At 72.0% G+C, this 19,612-nt stretch carries 17 protein-coding genes, 1 tRNA gene and 1 pseudogene; 11 read left to right on the top strand and 8 right to left on the bottom strand.

Features of this window, described 5'->3' with window-relative positions:
• Nucleotides 1-44: 44 nt before the first annotated feature.
• The 8 genes from ACIBEA_RS36810 to ACIBEA_RS36775 all read right to left on the bottom strand — a co-directional run bounded on the left by ACIBEA_RS36810 (nt 45) and on the right by ACIBEA_RS36775 (nt 8,713).
• Nucleotides 45-593, bottom strand: a complete 549-nt coding sequence (locus tag ACIBEA_RS36810; RefSeq protein ID WP_399267565.1) for a DUF4240 domain-containing protein — start codon at nt 591-593, stop codon at nt 45-47.
• Nucleotides 594-715: 122 nt separating this feature from the next.
• Nucleotides 716-2,116, bottom strand: coding sequence for a hypothetical protein (locus ACIBEA_RS36805; RefSeq protein ID WP_399267564.1), 1,401 nt, complete (start codon nt 2,114-2,116; stop codon nt 716-718).
• Between the two features lie 6 nt (nt 2,117-2,122).
• Complete coding sequence (locus ACIBEA_RS36800) at nt 2,123-3,016, bottom strand: oxaloacetate decarboxylase (protein ID WP_399267563.1); 894 nt, start codon at nt 3,014-3,016, stop codon at nt 2,123-2,125.
• 114 nt (nt 3,017-3,130) lie between these two features.
• Nucleotides 3,131-4,045 (bottom strand): DMT family transporter, encoded by a 915-nt coding sequence (locus ACIBEA_RS36795; RefSeq protein WP_399267562.1) that lies wholly within the window; start codon nt 4,043-4,045, stop codon nt 3,131-3,133.
• 55 nt (nt 4,046-4,100) lie between these two features.
• On the bottom strand, nt 4,101-7,313 hold the full coding sequence (locus ACIBEA_RS36790) for a tetratricopeptide repeat protein (protein ID WP_399267561.1): 3,213 nt from the start codon (nt 7,311-7,313) through the stop codon (nt 4,101-4,103).
• Between the two features lie 127 nt (nt 7,314-7,440).
• Nucleotides 7,441-8,127, bottom strand: coding sequence for a hypothetical protein (locus ACIBEA_RS36785; RefSeq protein WP_399267560.1), 687 nt, complete (start codon nt 8,125-8,127; stop codon nt 7,441-7,443).
• Nucleotides 8,128-8,343: 216 nt separating this feature from the next.
• A tRNA-Arg gene (locus ACIBEA_RS36780) sits at nt 8,344-8,440 on the bottom strand.
• A gap of 132 nt (nt 8,441-8,572) precedes the next feature.
• On the bottom strand, nt 8,573-8,713 hold the full coding sequence (locus ACIBEA_RS36775; protein ID WP_399267559.1) for a hypothetical protein: 141 nt from the start codon (nt 8,711-8,713) through the stop codon (nt 8,573-8,575).
• A 156-nt stretch (nt 8,714-8,869) separates the two neighbouring features.
• On the opposite strand from ACIBEA_RS36775, the gene ACIBEA_RS36770 reads away from it, so the two are divergent.
• The 11 genes and pseudogenes from ACIBEA_RS36770 to ACIBEA_RS36720 all read left to right on the top strand — a co-directional run.
• Complete coding sequence (locus ACIBEA_RS36770; protein WP_399267558.1) at nt 8,870-9,055, top strand: hypothetical protein; 186 nt, start codon at nt 8,870-8,872, stop codon at nt 9,053-9,055.
• 180 nt (nt 9,056-9,235) lie between these two features.
• Entirely contained in the window at nt 9,236-9,904 is a 669-nt protein-coding gene (locus tag ACIBEA_RS36765) for a Crp/Fnr family transcriptional regulator (RefSeq protein ID WP_399267557.1), read from the top strand.
• 146 nt (nt 9,905-10,050) lie between these two features.
• Nucleotides 10,051-11,016 (top strand): hypothetical protein, encoded by a 966-nt coding sequence (locus ACIBEA_RS36760; protein ID WP_399267556.1) that lies wholly within the window; start codon nt 10,051-10,053, stop codon nt 11,014-11,016.
• A gap of 427 nt (nt 11,017-11,443) precedes the next feature.
• Nucleotides 11,444-13,144, top strand: a complete 1,701-nt coding sequence (locus ACIBEA_RS36755) for a hypothetical protein (protein WP_399267555.1) — start codon at nt 11,444-11,446, stop codon at nt 13,142-13,144.
• On the top strand, nt 13,141-14,025 hold the full coding sequence (locus tag ACIBEA_RS36750) for a hypothetical protein (protein WP_399267554.1): 885 nt from the start codon (nt 13,141-13,143) through the stop codon (nt 14,023-14,025). Before ACIBEA_RS36755 ends, ACIBEA_RS36750 begins: the two co-directional genes overlap by 4 nt.
• A 229-nt stretch (nt 14,026-14,254) precedes the next feature.
• Nucleotides 14,255-14,500, top strand: coding sequence for an S-type pyocin domain-containing protein (locus tag ACIBEA_RS36745; protein ID WP_384649024.1), 246 nt, complete (start codon nt 14,255-14,257; stop codon nt 14,498-14,500).
• Nucleotides 14,487-16,511, top strand: coding sequence for a hypothetical protein (locus ACIBEA_RS36740; protein WP_399267552.1), 2,025 nt, complete (start codon nt 14,487-14,489; stop codon nt 16,509-16,511). The genes ACIBEA_RS36745 and ACIBEA_RS36740 overlap by 14 nt, the downstream gene beginning before the upstream one ends.
• A gap of 14 nt (nt 16,512-16,525) precedes the next feature.
• A complete protein-coding gene (locus ACIBEA_RS36735; RefSeq protein ID WP_350914222.1) occupies nt 16,526-17,248 on the top strand; it encodes a hypothetical protein in 723 nt (240 codons plus the stop codon).
• Nucleotides 17,245-17,517 carry a DNA-binding protein gene (locus tag ACIBEA_RS36730; RefSeq protein WP_384663756.1) on the top strand — a complete coding sequence of 91 codons (273 nt, stop codon included), beginning with the start codon at nt 17,245-17,247 and terminating at the stop codon, nt 17,515-17,517. The genes ACIBEA_RS36735 and ACIBEA_RS36730 overlap by 4 nt, the downstream gene beginning before the upstream one ends.
• Before the next feature lie 76 nt (nt 17,518-17,593).
• Nucleotides 17,594-18,634: a hypothetical protein gene (locus tag ACIBEA_RS36725; RefSeq protein WP_399267551.1), complete on the top strand. Its 1,041-nt coding sequence runs from the start codon at nt 17,594-17,596 to the stop codon at nt 18,632-18,634.
• 383 nt (nt 18,635-19,017) lie between these two features.
• Nucleotides 19,018-19,479: pseudogene (locus tag ACIBEA_RS36720) on the top strand (transposase); the annotation flags it as partial.
• Between the last annotated feature and the right edge of the window lie 133 nt (nt 19,480-19,612).

The raw sequence follows: 19,612 nt of genomic DNA, 5'->3' as shown, positions 1-19,612 counted from the left end.
ATCCGGCGCCCTGCCCGGCCCGCCCGACGCCTGAACCGGCCGGGCTACGTCAGGCAGAGCGCGGCCAGTGCGGGCAGCCGCCGGGTGATCTCCTCCTCGTCGTCGAAGTCGAAGTCCCACTCCGGGTCGAGGTCGGGATAGCTGATCGTGAGCGAACCGTCCGGCAACTCTCCCCCGGTCGCCGCGCGGTAGGCCTGCCAGACGATGTCCAGGGTGTCCTCGCACTCCAGGCCCTCCGCCACGGCCGCGGCGACCGCGGGCAGGGTCGCGAGCGAGTCGGGATCGGCCAGCGCCCGCTCGAACGCCGCCCGGCCGCGGGTGATCAGCCAGCCGCGGAAGTAGTCGAAGCCGTCGTCCGAACAACCGCCGTTGATCAGGTAGGCGGCGGCCCACAAGGGGTTCCGGTACGACTGCGCGAGCAGGTCCCACAGCACCTGCTGCGCCCGCGCGATGTCCGCGGGAGCCAGCTCCGCGAGCAGCGCGGAAGCCTGCCCCGCGACCTCCTGCGCGGCCGGATCGGCGCCGGTGCGCGCATCGGCGCCCGCCCGGGTCCGGGCCTCTTCGATCAACTGCCAGAAGCGCTCTTCGTCCATGGGGCGATGGTGGCACCGGGGTCTGACAACGCCGGCCGGTCTGCGGGCGGTCGGTGGTCGCGCGCTGGCGTGCGGGGTTACGTGTGGGGTGGTGTGTGGGGCGGTTCAGCGACATCGGGAGATCAGGCTCGGGCCTCGACGGGGTCCGGGTCCGGGTCCGGCGCCGATGCCGGGGCCGGGGCCGAGGTCGGCGCGGGTGCCGGTGCCGGTGCCGGCACCGGGTCGGGGGAGGACCGCAGGTGCGGGAACCGTTCGACGTTGGCGATGCGGCGCGCCCAGACCAACGCCGCCGCGTCACCGACGGGGTTCGGCTGCCGGGTGAGCCCGGCCGGTCCGCCGGCCGCGACGGTTTCGCCCCACCGTGCGAAGTGCTCGGCCTCGTCCTCGTCGAGCAACTCGAACAGTGGCCGGCCGAAGTCCGTCGCCCTTCCGGGAGCCGGCCCGGTGGTCAAGGAGCACCGGAACGCCTCGACCAGGCACGTCAGTTCGCGGTCCTCGTCGTCGAGCCATTCCGGCAGCCGCCGGACGTCCAGCCGCCGCAGGTCCGGGCGGCGTACGTCGGGGCTCACTGATCCCGGGCTCGGTAAGTCCGAGCCCGGCAGGTCCGGGCTCCGTAAGTCCGGGCCCCATAAGTCCGGGCCGCGTAAATCGGCGCTCCGTAAGTCCGGGCCCCGTAAGCACGGGGCGTGCCGCAGCAGGATCCGGGCGACCCGGGCGTCGGGGGCCAGCCCGTCGTGCCAGTCGGCCAGTTCGCCGAGCAGCGCGGCGTGTTCGCGCTCCAGCCGCAACACCAGCGCGACGGCGGCGGTCAGGCGCCGCCGGTCCCGCTCGCCGTCCGGCGCGTGTTCGGTGAGGGCGAGGTAGTCGACCAGGACGGTACGGGCCCGCGGCTCGTCCCCGGGGTCGTCGGTGCCCAGCAGCAGCGCGTCGGCGCCGAGGGCGCTCATCGCGTAGTGCGCGCCCACCACCTCGGGCAGGAACGGGCCGGGCAGCCGGGCGAGCGCCAGGTGGAAGGCGGCGTGCAGGAGGGTCAGGGGGCGCGCCTGGGAGCGCCTAAGGAACTCCGGGGTACCGGGGGCGGGCAGTCGTACGCCGAGTCCGACGAGGGCCGGGCCGCGCCGTCGGGCGCAGCCGGGCAGGAGGAGGGGGGCCCGCTGGCGCAGGACGAGGCGCCGGGTGGCGCAGCCCCGCCCGACCAGGTTCGTGAGGAGCGGTTCCAACGCGTCCCGCACCGCGCGCACACGGTCGGCGATCGCATCCGCATCCGCACCCGCGTCCGCATCCGCATCCGCGGGGCCCGGACCGGGGGCTCCGGTGGGCGCGGACAGGAACGCGTCCAGGATCCGGCGCGCGACGAGCGCCGTCGTGGCGCGCTGAGCTCCGCGGGGGCCGGCCGCGCCCTCCTCGTCCAGGGGCCGCGCACCGCCGCGGTCCTCGTCGTCGAGTAACCACCGGAACACGGCGGCGGGTCCGGCGGCGAGAACCGCGGAGGCCTCCTCCCCGGCGTCCGTAGGAGCGTCCATCGGGTCTCAGTCCTCCGTGGCGGTCGGTGCGGTCGGTGCGGTCGCCGTCATCAGTGCGTTGACCTCGGGGTAGGGGAGAGCCTGGGCGCCGAAGCCGAAGGTGCCCTGGGTACGGATCTCCTCGGCGGCGCGGACCACCGCGCCGAGCGCGGCCCGCGACAGCGCGGAGCCGACGCTGATCCGGCGCACGCCGAGCTCACCGAGGTCCGCCACGGACAGCGCGAGCGCGGGCGAGCCCATCAGGACGTTGACCGGGCGGTCGACGGCGGCGCACACCGCGCGCACGGACTCGGCGTCCGGGAGCCCGGGCGCGTACAGCACGTCGGCGCCCGCGGCCTCGTACGCCCGCAGCCGTCGGATGGTGTCGGGGAGGTCCGGCCGGCCCTGGAAGAAGTTCTCGGCGCGGGCGGTCACGGTGAAGGGGAAGCCGAGCGCGCGGGCGGCGGCGACGGCCGCGGCGACCCGCTCCACCGCCTCGTCCAGCGGCCGCACGGGATCCTCGGCGCGGCCGGTCGAGTCCTCGATCGAGCCGCCGACCAGCCCGGCCGCGGCGGCGAGCCGAATGGTCTCGGCGACCTCGTCCGGCGTCTCGCCGAAACCGCTCTCCAGGTCCGCGGAGACGGGCAGGTGCGTCGCGGAGACGATGACCGCGGCGTTCGCCAGGACGTCGTGCCGGGTGACCCGGTTCCCGCCGTCGGGCAGGCCGAGCCCGTAGGCCAGTCCCGCGCCGGTGGTGGCGAGCGCGGCGAAGCCGAGTCCGCCGAGCAGGCGGGCGGTGCCCGCGTCCCAGGGGTTGGGGACGACGAAGGGGCGCGGCTCCTCGTGGAGCCTGCGGAAGGCGAGGGCGCGGGCGAGCTGATCCGCGGGGTCGAGCTGGTTCACGGGGTCGTGCTGGTTCACGGCGTGGCTTCCTTCGGGGTGGTGGGCGTGCCGATCGCGTGCGTAGGCGCATTCCGGCCAGCATCGGCCGGAATGCGATGGTCGTCCGGGAGGCCCTCGACCGTGTGCCGGACGTCAGCCCTTCGGCGCCGCCGGGCGGGCGGGGCGCCGCCGGGACACGGCGACGCCGCTCAGGCAGACCGCGCCGCCGAGCAGGGTCAGCCAGCCCGGCACCTCGTCCAGGGCGAGCCAGGAGATGAGGATCACCACGGCCGGCACCGCGTAGGTCGTCGCGCCCATCTTTCCGGCGGTGGTCCGCGACAGCGCGTACGCCCAGGTGGTGAAGGCGAGCGCGGTCGGGAAGAGGCCCAGGTAGACGACGTTGAGGGTGGCCGACGCGGGAGCCCGCGCGAGGTCGGAGATCAACTGCCCGCTGAACGGCAGGCAGAGGACCGTGCCGATGACGCAGCCGAACGTCGTCACCTGGAGCGGGGTCGCGTGGTTCAGCGCGGGCTTCTGCAGCACCACCCCCGATGCGTACGCCACGGCGGCCAGCAGGCACAGCAGCAGGCCCACGACCGAGGACGACCCGTTCCCTGAGGTCGAGAAGCCGACGATGACCGCGCCCACGAAGGACACGGCCATGCCGGCCAGCAGCAGCGGCGGGAACCCCTCCTTGAGGAACCAGCCGCCCAGCAGCGCGATCAGCACCGGGCCGATGTTGACGACCATGGCCGCGGTCCCGGCGTCCACCAACTGCTCGCCCCAGTTCAGGACGACCATGTAGACGCCGAACCAGAGCAGCCCGGACCCCAGGATCCCGGGCCACGCCTGCCGCGGCGGCACCCCGCCGCGCTGCGTCACCAGGAGGAGCACCAACACCACGGACCCCGTCAGTAGTCGCCCGAGTGCGAGGGCGCCGGGGGTGAAGTGCTCGGCGGACGCACGGATGGACACGAACGCGGAAGCCCAGAGCAGCACGGTGACGGCCGCGGCGAGCAGCGCGCGCCGGTCCGTCCCGGGACGTTCGGAGGTGGACGAGGTGGTCATCCCCGCAATCTAGGTACTCGACGGATCCTCGAACAAGATCGGCACCCGTGCCGTGTCACAACGGTCCGGACGCATCGTGCGATACCGCACCTTCGTCCGCGCCCGCACCTTCGCCCGCGCCCGCGTCTGCACCCCTACCCGCACCCGGATCCGTACTCGCCGGCGCCCACCGCCTCCGGATGATCCGGCGGCACCGGCGGGCGCGCTCGGCCGCTGGGCCGTCCAGCGAGGAGAGTTCGTCCAGGTAGCGGAGCAGGTCGACGACGGGCTCGTGGTACCGCGCACCGTCGAGGAAGGTGACGGCCGCCTCCACGAGGCCGTCGTCGTGAACGGGTTCCTCGTCAGCGCGGTCCTCGTGCGGGGTGAGGAGCAGGACCCGGAACAGCGCGAACAGCCGGTCGATCTCCGCCGCGAAGGGTCCGGACACCGGAGCGGAGAGCACGTCGGTCCACTGCTGCGCACAGGCCGCGAACCCCGACTCCCGGGTGTCCAGCAGGACCTTCTCGAACCGGTACGCCAGGTCGGCGGGTTCCACGGCGGAGGCCCGCTCCAGATCCTGGCGCGCCCCCGCCAGGTCGCCCGCCTGCCGCCGGGCGGCGCCCCGCAGGACCCTCGCCCAGGCGGCGGTGGGGTCGAGGGCCAGCACGCTGGTGAAGTCGGCGACGGCCGGGCCGTAGCGGCCGCACTGGCGGTGGAGGTCGCCGCGGGCGCCCAGCACCCAGGTCTGGGTGGGATCGAGCGAGAGGGAGGCGGCGAGGTCGGCGAGCGCCTCGTCGTAGCGACCGAGTTGCCCGTACGTCTCCCCGCGCGAGCCCAGCACCCAGGCGTCGCCGGGGTCGAGTGCGATCACGGCGTCGAAGTCGGTGAGGGCCCGTTCGTGGCGGCCGGCCTGGCGGTGGGCCTCGCCGCGCTGGCCGAACGCCCAGAGGAGGGTGGGATCCTGCGCGAGCGCGGTGTCGAAGTCGGCGACGGCCAGGTCGTAGCGGCTGGCCATGCGGTGGGCCAGGCCGCGCTGGGCGGTGGCCCAGGTGTAGGCGGGGTCGATGTCGAGCGCCCTGGTGAAGTCGGCGACGGCCTCGTCGTAGCGGCCGGCCATCCGGTGGGCTTCGCCGCGGGAGTCGAGCGCCCAGGAGTAGTCGGGGTTGATCGCGAGCGCCCTGGTGTAGTCGGCGACGGCCTCGTCGTAGCGGCCGCTCTCGCGGTGGGTCCGGCCGCGTTGCGTGCGGGCCCAGACGTAGTCGGGGTCGATGTCGAGCGCCCTGGTGAAGTCCGCGAGGGCCGCGTCGTGCTGCCCGCCCTCGCGGTGGGCCTCGCCGCGGGAGGCGAAGGCCCAGTCGCTGTCGGGGTCGGCCTCGATCGCGCGGTCGAGGTCGGCGATGGCCTGCTCGTGGTGGCCGGCCATGCGGTGGGCCTCGCCGCGGCGGGAGAGGGACCAGGAGTCCCCGGGGTCGATGCCCAGGGCGATCGTCAGGTCGGCGACGGCCCGTTCGTAGTCGCCGAGACAGCGGTGGGCGTCACCGCGCAGGGCCCAGGGGCGGCCGCTGCGGGGATCGGCGGCGATCGCCCGGTCGAGCTCGACGACTGCCTCCGCCTCGCGGTCGTCGACGTAGAGCTGCCGGCCGCGCAGGGTGTGGGCCAGGGTCCGTACGGACTGCGGCAGGTGACCGTGGTTCAGCAGCCCGGTGAGGCAGTCGAGCGCGGGCTGGTCGCCCGCCATCGCGCCCTGGAGGCGCTCGGCCCAGCGCGCGAGGGCGGGATCGGAGGTGTCCCGGGCCGCCTGCGCCAGGGTGTCCGTGTACTGCCACAGGGCCGCGGGATCCTCCCCGGCCGCATGGACCGCCAGCTCCAGCGCCTCCGGTAACGCGGCGGTGGGGTGCGCGCAGAGCCGGTGGTACGCCTCGTCCAACAGGTGCCCGCGCCACAGGGCGTCGCCCCACCACTTCGCCTCGGGCAGTCCCGCTTCCACGGCGGCCCGCCAGCCGGCGTGCGCATCGGCGAGCCGCAGGTGCGCGTCGGTCCAACGGCGCGGCGAACGGGTGCGCTGCTGGCGCACCATGCTCGCCCGCACCACCGCGTGGTACTGCTTGTAGCCGCCGTGGCCGGTGACGAAGGGCTGCCCGCACCACCACGTCCACAGCTCCAGCGCCCCGGGCGGCACGGCCGCGGCGAAGACGTCCTCGTTGAGCCGCGGGGCCAGTGCGCACGCCAGGACGGCCTCGCGCTGGAGCAGGTCCGTGCACCACTGCACGAACCGGTCGACCGCCGCGTCCACCACGTCGCCGCCCGAGTCCACGTCCTCGGCGGAGCCGGGCTGGGCCAGCGCGAGCAGCTCCACCAGCAGTGGCAGCCCCATGGACAGCTGCCACACCGCCTCCACCACCCCCGGGTCCGTCACCCCCCGCGCGGCCAGCAGCGCCCGCGTCTCGACCTCGGTGAACTCCTCCAGCGGTACGTCGGCCACCTGCGCCCGCAGCGCGGCCCACTCGCGCTCGGCGAGCTCGTCCCGGCCGGCCAGCACCACCATGACGTTGACCGCCACCGGCCCGAAGGCGTCGTCGAGCAGGTCCCGCAGCCATTCGTCCAAGGCGCGGCCGGTCTGCTCCCAGGTGTCGAAGAACAGCACCACCCACGGGTACCGGTCGCAGAGCCGCCCCAGCTCGGCGACGAACACCCGGCTCACCCCGGCCGCGTCACCCCCGCGGGCCCGGCGGCCACGGCCGCGGACACCGGCCCGGAGCCGGTCCAGGCCCTGGGCGGCCGCGTCCGGATTGGTCATCGCCGTCACCACCGAGGCGCCGGGCAGCAGCGAGGCCGTGCCCAGCGCCGCCTGCGTCACGAGCCGACTCGACAGCGAGGCCTGCTCCTGCTGCGCGTCCTCCGCGGGCATCGGCTCGGCCGATGCCTCCAGCTCCCGGCGGTACTGCTCGGCGGCCCGGTCGAACTCCTTGAGCGGACCGGCCTGTTCCGCCAACTGCCGGGCCAGCTCGACCAGGGTCCGTTGGACGCCCTGTACGTCGCCCTCGTCCACCACCGCCGTCACGGCGCCCGCGCGCCGGGCCGCCTCCTGCCACTGCCGCAGCAGCGTGGACTTGCCCACACCGCCGACCCCGCGCACGTGGAAGAGGAACTCCGCCGGGTCCACCTCGGACTCCGGATCCTTGGCCAGGTTGTCCGCGAACAGCGACAGCTGCGCACGCCGGCCCACGAACTGCCCCCGCGCCCGCTGCCGGATCAACTCCCCGCGCGACCGCCCCCGCTGCCCCGCCATAGCCACCCCGTCCCTCGCCGGCGTCCCCGCCCCGAGCCGCCGACCGCCGCCCCTCGGAAGCGTCGACGACCGCCCGTACGGACACTCTCACGCGAGCCCGCCTCCCGTCCTGGGAAGCCCCTTGCACCTATGTCGTCACGAGCACCACGGTGCCGGCGAGCAATCGGACCAGCAGGAGCAGCACGAGGGCGTTGAGCACGGTGGCGATGACGAGCGGCGTGGTGCGTGTCCGGCGCAGGAGGAGGTACCCGAGTCGGACTCCGTACACGGCCAGGCCGGTCGAGGCGCTGAGGACGACGAACTGCACGGCGCCCCAGAACGGGGGGAGGGAGAGGGCGTTGTCCCTGGACAGGTTGGACGTGACGAAGAGGACCACGTAGGCCAGGAAGAATTGCGGGATCCCCAGGACCCACACCTTCCCCGACTTGGCCGGGGCGAGGACGGCCGGAGGCGCGGATGCGGGCGGCAGGGGCGGCAGGGGCGGCAGGGGAGGGAGGGGTGGCGGTGGCGGAGCCGCGGTGAGGCCGGGGGAGGGCTCGTGGGCCGGGAGGGCGTGCGGCGGCCGGATCGCCTCGCGCAGCCGTTCGGCGAAGCGCGGATCGGACCGCAGTTCATCGGCGATCACGGAGCCGACGATGCGTGCCGACCCCTCGCCGGGCTGCTCGTCCAGACGGGCCAGCGCCGAAGCTCCCAGGACGCTCCTCCCGAGTTGCCCCCGGACCAGTTCGCGAACCGCCGCGGCCTGCTCCGCCGGGACCCGCACGCCACCGGTCAATATCCGTACCGCCGCGCCCGATAACTCGGAATCCTGCATGCCGCCCCTGCCCGATCGTCGGTGGGGACCGATCCTACGAACAGCGGCGCTGCCAGGGAACGGCGCGGGCGGGCGCCCGCGTGGTGGTCCCGGTGCGGTGGTGGTCCGCGTGGCGATCCGGGCCCTTACCGGGGCGCTACGAGCGGCTCGGTAGGGTCCGGGGACCTGTGCGAAAGCCCTCCCGGGGGAGGGCTCGCGGTGGTGGAGAAAAAGTGCCCCCGGCAGGACTCGAACCTGCGGCCAAGTGCTTAGAAGGCACCTGGCGTCTGTCAGGACGATGCTTCCCTGACCTGCACGAATGGCTGCGGCCCACGACTGGTCGCCTATAGCTTCCGCCGTTATCGGGAAACCCGTATGGCCCCCCACAGGCATTGCCAGGGGCTGCGTCGAGTCCCTGTCCCAGGGGAGCCGAGGGCGAGGGCGTGAAGCCGACCGGTGCGGAGAGCTAGGGACACGACTCCTCGGTCTTGGCGACGGTGAAGGTCAAGGGCTGGCCGGTGAGCGCTGCACCGGACTTCGGGTCCTGGGTGCAGACCTTCCAGTTCGACTCCTGGAGGACCATGCGGCTCTGCACCGCGTCCTTCACGGTGATGCTCGCGTTGGCCGGGATCGCGGAGCGGACGGCCTTTATACCCTGGCCGACGAAGTTCGGCATGACGTCGCCGGCCGGCTTCGGGGCGGGCGCGTCTGTGGTGGGGCAGGTTTCTTCCAGCTTGACCGCGCCGAAGGCCTCTCCATCCTGGTGACCGTCTTCGGTACCGCCAGTCGCAACGAGGTCGACCAGGAGATCCCGGCCTTCCTCGCCCGGGCGGGCCCGGCCGAGAAGGCCCTCTTCGCCCGCACCGACGGGCTCCCGCCCGCCTGGGGCAACCTGATCCTCACCTCCGGCGTCTCGGCTGGCTTCATCGTCTCCGCCGCCTCGCCGTGATCGTCTTCCTGGTTGCCCTCTTCGCCATCCAGGTCCGCCCCTCCGACATGGAACGGCTCAGGGGTGGCGGGATGATGCCGGGCGGCTAAACAGAAAAAATTCGGCCGTTCTATTTGTGATGCGCGCGCCGAATTGTGAATCCCATGTCTATCCGAAGTTTTTCTCCTCTAGCTTGACCGCATGAGCGAAGATGATTCCCTTCCGTCAGCTCCTCTCTGTGCTCTGGTGCCGGACGAGGAGTGGGCACGACTGACGCGGTATCCGGAGCAGACCTACCTCGCGGGCCGCGCCCTGTTGCGGCAGGGGGACCGGGGGACGCATGTGCTTGCTCTGGTGGACGGGCTGGTGAAGGTCGTCAGGACCGAGCCCGACGGGCGGCAGCGACTGCTCGGTTTCCGGGGGCGGGGCGAGATCCTGGGAGAGATGGCTCTTCAGCCCGAAAGCGTCCGGATGGCCGATGTGTGGGCGCTGAGGAAAAGCAGGGCATGCATTGTGCCCGCACAGGATTTCCATCGCTTCGTCCAAGAGGCCAAGCTCGCCCGCCCTATTTTTGAATTAGCCTGGAATCGTATGCGCGAACAGGCCGAGCTGTGCGAGGGGGCTGTTCATGAACGTCTCGCCCTGGCCCTGCTCCGCCTGGTCACGGCAGCCGGTGAAGGCAAGCAAGGGAAGCACTGCTTCTCCCTCACCAGGGAGGAGCTGGCCCAGCACATCGATGTGGGCCGCAAAGCCGTCAGCACGGCGCTGGAGCGGCTCGGCCCCGACTGCGTGAGCGTGGGAAACCGCCGGATCGAGGTTGTCAGCGTGGAGGGCCTGCGCAAGGTGGCCGGCGGCCACGCGGCCGGCTGACACCCCCGTCGGGGATGTGGTCCTCATCACTCCTTATCGGGTCCTGCGGAACGGAACGGCTCCCCGCCCGCTGTGAAGCTCGACGTCACGCGACAGCTTTCCCGCCCGGCCCGAGAGCGGCCGGGCGGGCTTCACGGAGGAGTGACATGCCCGAGTTCAGCAGCGCCCTGCCCCAGCGGATCGCCGCCCCGTACACCCACAGCAGGGCGCTGCCTCCCTACCGGGGCATTCTGGCCGTCGACGCGAAGGACTTCACGGGCCGCCCGGCGATCGAGCACGAGGCCGTCAGCCGGGTCGTCCCCGAACTCCTGAAGACCGCGCTCCACAGGACCGACCTCGGAGACCTGTGGGAGGACCGTACGTTCCCGGCCACCACCGGGGACGGCTATGTCTTCGGGTTCGACCCGGCACGCATGCCCTTCGTCATCCACCCCCTGCTGCTCGCCCTCCAGGAGGTCCTGACCGACTACAACGTCCTCTCCCACGGGGCGGTGCCGATCAGGCTCCGCGTCAGTCTGCACGTCGGCCCGCTGCCGGAGACCGGGGACGAGTTCGGCGGCAACGGCACAGCGCGCAACGACACCCACCGGCTGCTCGACTCGCGCCCCGTCAAGGCCGTGCTCACCTCCCACAACGAGAACATCACCCACGTCGCGGCCATCCTCTCCGAGCGGTGCTACGAGGACGCGGTCGCCGGCGGGTACACCGGGCGCCACCCCGACCACTTCGTGGAGGTGGCCGCGACGGTCGAGGGCAAGTCGTTCTCCCGACGGGCATGGCTCTACGTCCCCCAGCCCTCCGGCCCTCTCTACGAGGGAACCCTCGTCGAGGGCGCCGCTCCGGAGCCCGTGCAGGAGCCCTCCCCGCAGTCCGCCGACTTGTCCGGCGACGACACGACGGCCCGCGGCACGGATGCCATCGCCGCCCCCCGCGGCAACATCAACACCGGCACCGTCCACGGCGGTCAGAGCGTGAGCAACCATCACGTGGCCGGTGACCATGTGGCGGGCGACCGGATCGCCGGTGATTACGTGGAGGGCCACAAGATCGGCAAGATCCGCCGCTTCCAGGGCGACCAGGTCCGCGGCGACAAGCGCCAGGGGCGCAAGTGACGGGGGACGGGAGGGTGGGGGCGGCCGGGCTGCCCGGCCCCGGACCCCTGCCCGAGGAAGGGGCTCCGCGATCCGAAGCGGACTACGACATCGCCGAGTTGGTCGGCGGGGCCAAGGAGTGGGCGTCCGTGATCTACGCCCCCGGAGGGAACATCAACAACGGTTCCGTGTACGGCGGGCAGGGCGTACGCAACGGCTCCAGGCCGGAAGGGCGGCTACGGGAAAGCAGAGTACGCGAGGGCCCGATCCCGGACATGGAGAGAGAGGCCGCCGCGCTCGGTTTCGCACGCCCCGACTGGTTCGAAGCAGCCCTCGCGAAGCTGAAGCAGGGGCCCCTGTTCCTGGTCGGCCGACCAGGAACAGGCCGTCGTACCACGGCGCTCAACCTGCTGCGGGAGAGCTGCGGGGCTGGTGCGCCACTGCGGGCATGGACGGCGTCACCGAACTGGACCGCTGGAAGCCCACCGACACATCGGCTCGGGGCTATCTCATAGACGGCCTGTTCCCCTCCCGCCCTCTTTCCCCGGTCATGCTGAGAAACGTGCGGGAGCTGCTCAAGAAGGCTCAAGCGTGCATGGTGATCGTCCTGCCCGACGACACGGCCCTGCTGCACCGGCTTGAACGGGACCTCCACATCAGCCCCACCGTGTGCTCCCCGCCGTCACCCTCCCTGGTGTTCGGCAGTCGCTTCGAGGCGGTGGTGCCGGACCGGTGGGAGCGGGACCGGCTGCTGTCCGCGCTTGCCAGCCGTCATGACCTGGGCGAACTTCTGGTGCCGGAGCTGGTACCCGCCGAAGTGGTGGAGCTGGTGACGGCCCTCGTCGAGGCCGACGGCGATCCGGAGGCTCTCGGCGACCTGGGGCTCCGGCTGAGCTACCGGGCCGAGCGGGAGGTCCCGGAGCTCATCAAGAGCTTGTGCGACGAGCCGGAACCACTGGCCTTCCTGCTGGCCGCTTCGGTCTACGAGGGGCTGGACCAGCAGATCGTCAGGAACGAGGCCGACCGGTTGACCAAGCTGGCGGGCGATCGACTGACGGCGGTGCTGCCCGGCACAGATGCCGACGGGGCCGCGAAACAGGACCGGCCCAATCCGAAGTTCGTCTTCCGGCACTCTCTGACAGAACTGCTGCACGCCGTGCGTGCGGTCCGTCAGAACCGCGAGATCCGGGCGGAGGGAGCCTACTCGCACAGTGTGGAGGCTGTGGCGTTCATCAGGCATCGCCAGGCCGAGGCCGTTCTCAGACATGTGTGGCGTGAGTATGGGCAGTTGTCAGAACTGCTCGTCGAGTGGTTGCGGGACGTACCCCGAACCGGCGGGCTCGCCGAACCGGCGGGCCGGGCCATGGGACGGGTGGCGAGCTGGGGCGGCGGGCGCAACGCCCTGGTGCACCTTCTGGAACTTGCCCGGTCGGATCGTGCGACCAGTCGGCTCGTCGTGGCGAACGCGCTGGGCGTCGCGGCCGAGGACCCCGTGCTCGTCGCCGAGATTCGTTACCGATTGCATCGCTGGAGCACGGCGACCGACTTCCGTCTCAGGACGACGGTGGCGCACGCGTGCGGCGAGGAATTCGGCCTGGCCCGCCCCGACCTGGCCCTGCGGCTCCTTCAAAGTCTCTTCCACGCGGCACAGGTCCGGGAGGGAGAGGAGTACCAGGTGAAGGTGGCGGTGGAAGCGGCGATCCTGCGGCTGTTCCAGGCCGGCAACGAGACGAAGGTATTCGACTTGCTCCGGAAGTGGCTGGACGACGAGGAGTACGACCAGGAGCAGGTGCTCTCGCTCTTCAGCCGGATGCTCTGGTCTCCCCAGTGGTTCATGAGGAACCTCGCCCTGTGGACGCCGCAGGGGCAGGCGCTGGCCGACTTCACGGGCCGCGCCCTGAACACGGAGAGTTCCTTCGAAACGACGTGCTGGACGTTGCTGCGCTGGGCGGAGTCGGGCCAGTGGGACGACGAACAGTTCCGGGCCGTCGAGAACCTGTTCGCGGCCATGGCCCAGTCCATGCGCTCCGGTGAATTCCGATTGTTCGTAGAAATGGACCAGGCGGGCGCGAACGGCTGGCCCGGCCTCGTCACCGCCCGCGACGCACTCCATCGGTGGCGGATCGGCGCGCACAGGGAGACAGCATGAACGACGACACCACCGACCGTCTCTTTCACCGGCTGGACAGGGCGCCCTGGCGGGAGATCCTCGGCCATCGCTGGTCCGCGCCGAAGGACTGGGCACTGGTGCTCAGGGACGAGGCGGGGGCGTACTCTTTCCTCGGCCGGCGAGGGAACCCGGAGGGTTCCGGCGCCTATCCGCCCCTGGTGGACGAGGCCCCCGCTCCCCACCTGAACGGAAAGTACAGCGACGTCTTCCGGGTGGACACGACGGAGCACGTGGACACGCGGGCGGTCGGCCTCCCCACGGTCTACGGCACAGAGTCGGTCGACCTCTGGGTCTCCTGGTGGGTCCACGACCCCGTACGCGTCGTCCGTGCAAGAAGTCTGCACGGCTGGCACCTGGTACGGACCCATCTCGCCTCTGTCCTCCGTTACTTGTCGGAGGCCCAGGCCGCCTCCGGCAACGGGCTGGGGGCGCCGGAGATCATGCAGCATTTGGGCCTGCCGCAGCGCCTGGAGGAGCACGGTCTGAGCTACCGGGTGTTCGACGTGCGACTCCGGGAGAACGATGAGGAACTGCTTCTCGGTCGGAGGGAAAGCGACGGGGTCCGTTACTCCTGGACGGCCAGCCGTCGGGGCGAGTACGAGTTCTGTCTCCAGGCACTCCATGCCGGACCGGTGTCGCTGGCGGCACTATGGCTGCTTCGTCACCCCGAAGAGGTGCGGCAGGTGCTGGACTGGGCGGTCGACCACCAGGATCTGCTGACTCCGCCGCGTTCCGACTGGCAGGAGGAGCTGGCCTCCCTGCTGGGCACGTTGACCGAACAGGAGCGCAAGGAGCTCTCCGGCCTGCTGCGTGACCGGATCGGGGCGCTCGGGAGGCCGGTTCCTCGCGAGTACATCTGACTCTGTGGAGATGTATTCGAATATCGAATTTATGGGCGGGTGTGTCGCTTTCGGTGACGCACCCGCTCTTCTTGTTCATGCCGTTCCGCAAACCCTTTCCGTGTGTGACTGGGGTTACTTGATTCCTGGTCCTCCGGAGCAGCTCCGGGGATGAATCCGCGGGAATCTCGACGTGTCGAAAGGAGGACGTCCGCACGATTCCCGGGCGTCCACGGAAGGAAAGGGCGACATGCGAGCAGAAGAACCTCAGACCCCGGACAATGTCCTCGCGTTCCGCCGGCGACGGGAAGCCGCAGGCCCGGCACCCGAGCCCGAGGCGGCCCCGGGCGCCGCTTCCCGGGCGGCGACCTCCCCCGCGACGGTGCTGAACGCCGAGCGCGGCATCATCAACACCGGCACCGTCCACGGCGGTCAGCACGTCACCACCGTCGAATTCTCCGGCCACACCGGCGGAGGAACCGATGGCGACAGCTGATCTCCCCGGCGAGACCGAGCCCGACTTCGCCGAGTTCGCGATGGCTGTGGCGGGCCGGGGGCCGGCGATCTGGGCCCCCAACGGCGTCATCAACACCGGATTGCTGACCGGCGGCCAGCACCAGCGGCTCGCACCTTCGGTGGAGGGCGGCGCGGTTCCGGGGCCGATGCGGCAAGGCCCCGTACGGACGAAACACGTGCAGGCGGCGCGGCGGTGCTTCGTGGCGCCGCCCGGCTTCGAGGAAGCCCTCGCGGTGCGCGAATCCGGCATCGTGGTGCTCGTCGGCGAGGCCGGGACGGGGCGGGAGACACACGCGCTCAACCTGCTCGCGCACGGCCACGAGGCCCCCGTGCTTGTCCAGGTCGACGGAACGGCCAACCTCTCCCGGTGGTCGCCGCGCGCCCAGGGCGTGGACGGATACCTGGTGACGGAGCTCGCGGATCCCTTCGCGCTCCGGGCGTGGGACCTGGCCCGCCTCGAAGGGCTCCTGACCGAGGCGGGCGCCCGCCTCGTCATCGTCCTGGTGGAGGCCCCCGGCCTGGTGGGCGCACTGGAGGACCAGCTCGGCGTGCCGGTCCTGCGCCACCGGCCGCCGGATCCCCGGAAGGTCTTCACCACCCACCTCGCGGACGGCTGCCCCGACGAGGCAGTACCCGCCCGGTTGCTGCGTGCCCTGCAACCCGGCGATCTCGACGAGCTGTTGCCCGACGGCCTGCCACCACGCCACGCCGCACAGGCCGCGGCCACCCTGCGGCGCCTGGGGGCGGCGGGCGGCCCTGCCCCGGGGGAGCTCATGCGCATCCTGGCCGGCGCCGAGGGTCCCGAGATCCTGGCCCGGGCCCAGCGCGATCCCGCACTCCTGGCCTGTCTGCTCTCCCTCGGCGTCTACGGAGGACTGCACCGTGCCGTGATGATGGAACGGGCGCGAGAACTGCTGCGGCTGGCGGGCCCGGACAGGATGCGGGGTCCCGGCTCCTACGGTCATCCGGGCGAGGAGCCTCCGACGAGGCCGCCAGCCGAAGTCCTGCGGATCCTCGGAGCCCATCGTGTGAGCCGCGCCGATGACGAGGCCACCGACAGGGTGTCCTTCTTCTGGCCCGCCGTGAGCGGGGCCGTGTGGGACGGCCTGTGCCGGGACCGTGCGGACCTCGTGCCGGTGGTACACGCCTGGCTCGCCGACCCCGGCCCGGAGGAGGACCAGATCGAGCGGGCCGGCCGGGCCGTCGCCGCTCTGGCGGAGGCCACGAGCGGCAAGTCCCTGGAACTGCTGCCCGCGCTGGCCTCCACTCCGGTCTTCCCCGCCCCGCGGGTGGCTGGGCGATGCCTGGCGACACGTTTCCGGGACCGGGAGGTGGCACAGACGGCGGCCGACCTGCTGGACCTGTGGAGCGTCACGCCCGAAGCCTCCTTGAAGCACGCCGTGGCGTACGCCTGCCAGGAGCCCGAGGGGCTCGGGGACGAGCAGGCGTTGCGACTGCTGGAACAGCTCGTCGAGACCCTGGGCGCCGGTACGGACGACCTCTCCGTCTTCGAGGCTGCCAAGGGGGCACTCGTACGACGCTTCGAAAGAGGCGACCACACCACCAGGGTGACCGTCCTGCACCGGATGCGGGACTGGGCGCGGACCGACGGCACGGTCGGCCTGCTGACCGCCTGTGCCTTTCCCGTCATGGCCCGCACCGACTCCCTGTGGTGGAGCGGACGGGCTCTGGCCCGCGCCGGCTCGGCGGCGGTCGCCGTCCACCTCGTCGGACACTCCCTGAACGAGTCGGTCGCCTTCTCCGGCATGGGAGATGCCCTGCTCACCTGGTGCGCCGGGGCGGTCGGCGCCAAGGGCCGGTCCCGGGCGGTCGCCCGGCTCCTCGACGGGCTGGTGACCGCTCGGGAGCCCGGCGTCCTCCGCTGGCTCCTGGCCGTGGAAAGAGGCCCGGACGCGATGCCCGGCAAGGCACCCGCCGCCCGCGCGCTGAAGACCTGGCGAGACAACACCCCGGCCTCGCAGGCTGGTTGAACAGGAGGCGACCCATGACTTTCTTCTCTCGCCCCGGCATCCTCACCACCGTCGAGCGCCGGTGCGCCGGAAACGAACCTACGCCCCCGCTGCGTTTGTTCGACGGCACAGAACCGGCGGGCGTACCCCTTTCCCTGGACCGGGCCCGTGTATTGCTCTACGACCGCACCGCGTGCTCCCTGGCACGGGCTTCCCTGTGGCACCAAGTCGCGGAGCGCTTCCGGACCGGAGGGCCCGACTGGCGGGAGGCGGTGGTGTGGCTGGGGCTCCCGGGGCTGCGCGGCAACGCATCCCGGATCACCCGGTCCCGCCGTGCCGACCGCGAGGACGTCGAGGCGGAGCTCGTCACCTGCTACCTCGAAGAACTGGCGAAGCTGGACCCGCGGGACCCGGAACCCGGGAGTGCGGTGCTGCGGTCGGCCTGCTCCCGCGCCTGGGAGGTCTGGCGCGACACGCACCGCGAGAACGCGGTGGAGGACGTGGAACGCGCGGGCGGTACTCCCCCCGGCGCGGGCAGGGACGACGTCTGGCGGGCGGACTACGACCCGGCCCCGCGCCGTTCGGGGCTCTCCGCGAGCCTGCGGATCTCCGTACCCGCGCACCGTGTCGAAGGCGTACGGATCGGCGCTCTCGCCAGTGCATGGGGCGTGGCCGGTACGGCCACGAGCGTCGGGTACTCCGGACGGGGCCGCCAGGTCGCCGCCCTCTCCCTGCGCCGGGTCGGGAGGGAGGGATGAGCGGCTGCCACGACACACCCCTCACCTTCCGCGAGATCTTCGACCTGCCGGTGAGCGTCGACCTGCGCACGGCGGCCCGGGCGTTCGGTATATGCATGGGCACCGCCTACCGGTTGGTCGCCCGAGACGAGTTCCCCTGTCCCACGGTGTCCGTCGGCCGCCGCCACCGGGTGCGGACCGTGGAGCTGCTGGCCGCGCTGGGCATCGAGGAGCGTCCCGTCTTCGCCGACGAGGTCGCCGACGGCGTGGCACTCACGCTCTTCGACTGATTCCTCTCCCGCCCTGCCGGCGGTCGAGGCCGCCGGCAGGGCCCCACTCCCGGACCGCCACCGAAAGGAAACCACCATGCCCACCTGCCTCGTCATCGACGGGACCGCGACCACCGCCTACTCCGCCACTCCCTGCCTCCCGGAGGAGCGGCACCGGTCCGCCGTCCTCCACGAGGACATCGTGCGCCCGGTGTGCGAACAGCTCGGCCTCACCCTGTTGAGGGCGGGCAGCCTCGCCGAGGCCGGCCTGCCCCTGGACCAGCTGCTGCACCTGCTCACTGAGGCGGACGTCGTCGTCGCGGACCTCGGCGGTTCCGACCCGGACCTGGCCTTTGCCCTCGGCGCGCGCCACGCCCTCGGCCGGCGCACCGTCCACGTCACCCAGGACGCCGAGTGCCGTCCCACCCCCCGGACGGTGCTCCGCCTGGCCTTCCTGTCCCATCCGGACGGCACAGCGACTGCCCGGAAGCAACTGCTGGATGTGCTGGCGGCGGACCCGGTGCGGACGGACGGCGCGATCGAGACGGGCTCCGCGACCGGAGCGGAAAGCGGCCCCGACGACAACCTCCCGGGCCTGTTCGATCTGATCGTGGAGGCCGAGGCCCAGATGGAGGCGCTCGCCGACGACATGGCCGACGTGGAAGCGGCCATGTCGGACCTCGCTGAGCTCATGATGCTCCTCGGGGAGGAAATGACCCGGGTCAACCACTCCGGGGCCACGGCGAACAAGATGATGGCCGTGGTGAACCGCCTGGCCAAGGCCATCGAGGGACCGACCGGAGAACTGGAGGCTGCGGCGGACCGCTTTGCCGAACGCATGCGCACCTCCTGCACCGGCTTCCAGGTGTTCCTGGACTGGCTGGCCACCACTCCTCGCGCCGAATGGTCGGAGGACGCGGAGGGAGTGCTGGAGCAAATCGCCCTGACGGACTGGGGCGCCGAGATCGAATCGGCTTCTGTCCAGGAGGGCATGGCCATGATCAACATGATCGGTGCCGCCAGTCGCCTCATGCGCCGCCCTGTACGCAGGATCACGTCGGCCTTCCGGAAAATGCTCCACAGCATCGCCATGATGAAGGAACTGCAGTCCAAGGCGGTGGAGTTGCGCCGCTCCTGAATAGTGCCCCGCCGCGGCGGGGCCCCTGGAGTTGTCGAACTCGCCAACCATCACGGCGCTGTCCGACGTCGAACCGAAAGGGTCGGGTGCACTTCCCCCCTCCTGCTCAACACCATGCGGCAGGTGGTGGGTTCGCTCGCCCTGTCGACCCTGGGTAACGGTCTTCGGCACCTTGAGCCGCAACGGGGGAGGCGGAGACCCTGGTCTCCGCCTCCCCCGCCCGGGTGGCCCCGTGCGGCAGGCCGACTCTCCCGGGCCGGCCAACTTCCCTCCCCACTGGGGCGGCCAGACCCTCGTCGCCGTCGTCGCGGCCGAACTGTGGTCGCCGGCCGCCGGTCGTGCCGTTGTTCCCGGTTCCGGTTCCGGCGTCGAAGCTGCTGGCGGGGCGGCCTCGGGTGCCGGACCGGCAGGCTCTGTGCGGGATCCTGTTCGTGCTCCATGCCGGGATCCAGTGGGAGTACCTGCCGCAGGAGCTCGGCTTCGGCTCGGGGATGACGTGCTGGCGGCGGTTTGCCGCGTGGAACGAGGCCGGTGTGTTGGACCGGCTCCGCCTGGTCCTGCTGAAGACGCTGCTGACGGCCAGGCAGCTCGACTGGTCGCGGGCGGGGAAACGACTCAAGCCATGTCCGGGCCGCTCGACGCGGCCCAGAAGCGGGCCCAGCCCGGTCGACCGAGTACGGCCGGGCAGCAAGCACCACGTTCTCGTCGACGGGCAGGGCATCCCGCTCGCCGTGTCGCTGACCGGCGGAAACCGCAACGACGTCACCCAGCTGATGCCCCTGATCGCCAAGGTTCCCTCCGTCGCGGGTCTGGTCGGCCGGCCCAGGCGTTGGCCGACGGTGCTGGCGGACGCCTGGGCCGGGGCGCTCCCGGTGGTAGGCGAGCCGCGCCCTTGGCACTGAGGCCAGTACGGTCAGGGCGTGGCTGCGGCCGGATCTCCGAAGCACGGCTCATGAGTTCCGAGAACCCGTCCTCCCG

It is taken from the genome of Streptomyces sp. NPDC051555 (assembly GCF_044454405.1).
In the GTDB taxonomy this organism is placed as follows: Bacteria; Actinomycetota; Actinomycetes; order Streptomycetales; family Streptomycetaceae; genus Streptomyces.
Note: the sequence above shows the minus strand (reverse complement) of the source record. Positions and strands in the feature narration are given on the sequence as shown.

What these genes read in the sequence shown, in the direction of transcription:
- ACIBEA_RS36810 (WP_399267565.1), bottom strand. Translation starts at nt 593, where the DNA reads ATGGACGAAGAGCGCTTCTGGCAGTTGATCGAAGAGGCCCGGACCCGG.
- ACIBEA_RS36805 (WP_399267564.1), bottom strand. Translation starts at nt 2,116, where the DNA reads ATGGACGCTCCTACGGACGCCGGGGAGGAGGCCTCCGCGGTTCTCGCC.
- ACIBEA_RS36795 (WP_399267562.1), bottom strand. Translation starts at nt 4,045, where the DNA reads ATGACCACCTCGTCCACCTCCGAACGTCCCGGGACGGACCGGCGCGCG.
- ACIBEA_RS36790 (WP_399267561.1), bottom strand. Translation starts at nt 7,313, where the DNA reads ATGGCGGGGCAGCGGGGGCGGTCGCGCGGGGAGTTGATCCGGCAGCGG.
- ACIBEA_RS36785 (WP_399267560.1), bottom strand. Translation starts at nt 8,127, where the DNA reads ATGCAGGATTCCGAGTTATCGGGCGCGGCGGTACGGATATTGACCGGT.
- ACIBEA_RS36765 (WP_399267557.1), top strand. Translation starts at nt 9,236, where the DNA reads ATGAGCGAAGATGATTCCCTTCCGTCAGCTCCTCTCTGTGCTCTGGTG.
- ACIBEA_RS36760 (WP_399267556.1), top strand. Translation starts at nt 10,051, where the DNA reads ATGCCCGAGTTCAGCAGCGCCCTGCCCCAGCGGATCGCCGCCCCGTAC.
- ACIBEA_RS36755 (WP_399267555.1), top strand. Translation starts at nt 11,444, where the DNA reads ATGGACGGCGTCACCGAACTGGACCGCTGGAAGCCCACCGACACATCG.
- ACIBEA_RS36750 (WP_399267554.1), top strand. Translation starts at nt 13,141, where the DNA reads ATGAACGACGACACCACCGACCGTCTCTTTCACCGGCTGGACAGGGCG.
- ACIBEA_RS36745 (WP_384649024.1), top strand. Translation starts at nt 14,255, where the DNA reads ATGCGAGCAGAAGAACCTCAGACCCCGGACAATGTCCTCGCGTTCCGC.
- ACIBEA_RS36740 (WP_399267552.1), top strand. Translation starts at nt 14,487, where the DNA reads ATGGCGACAGCTGATCTCCCCGGCGAGACCGAGCCCGACTTCGCCGAG.
- ACIBEA_RS36735 (WP_350914222.1), top strand. Translation starts at nt 16,526, where the DNA reads ATGACTTTCTTCTCTCGCCCCGGCATCCTCACCACCGTCGAGCGCCGG.
- ACIBEA_RS36730 (WP_384663756.1), top strand. Translation starts at nt 17,245, where the DNA reads ATGAGCGGCTGCCACGACACACCCCTCACCTTCCGCGAGATCTTCGAC.
- ACIBEA_RS36725 (WP_399267551.1), top strand. Translation starts at nt 17,594, where the DNA reads ATGCCCACCTGCCTCGTCATCGACGGGACCGCGACCACCGCCTACTCC.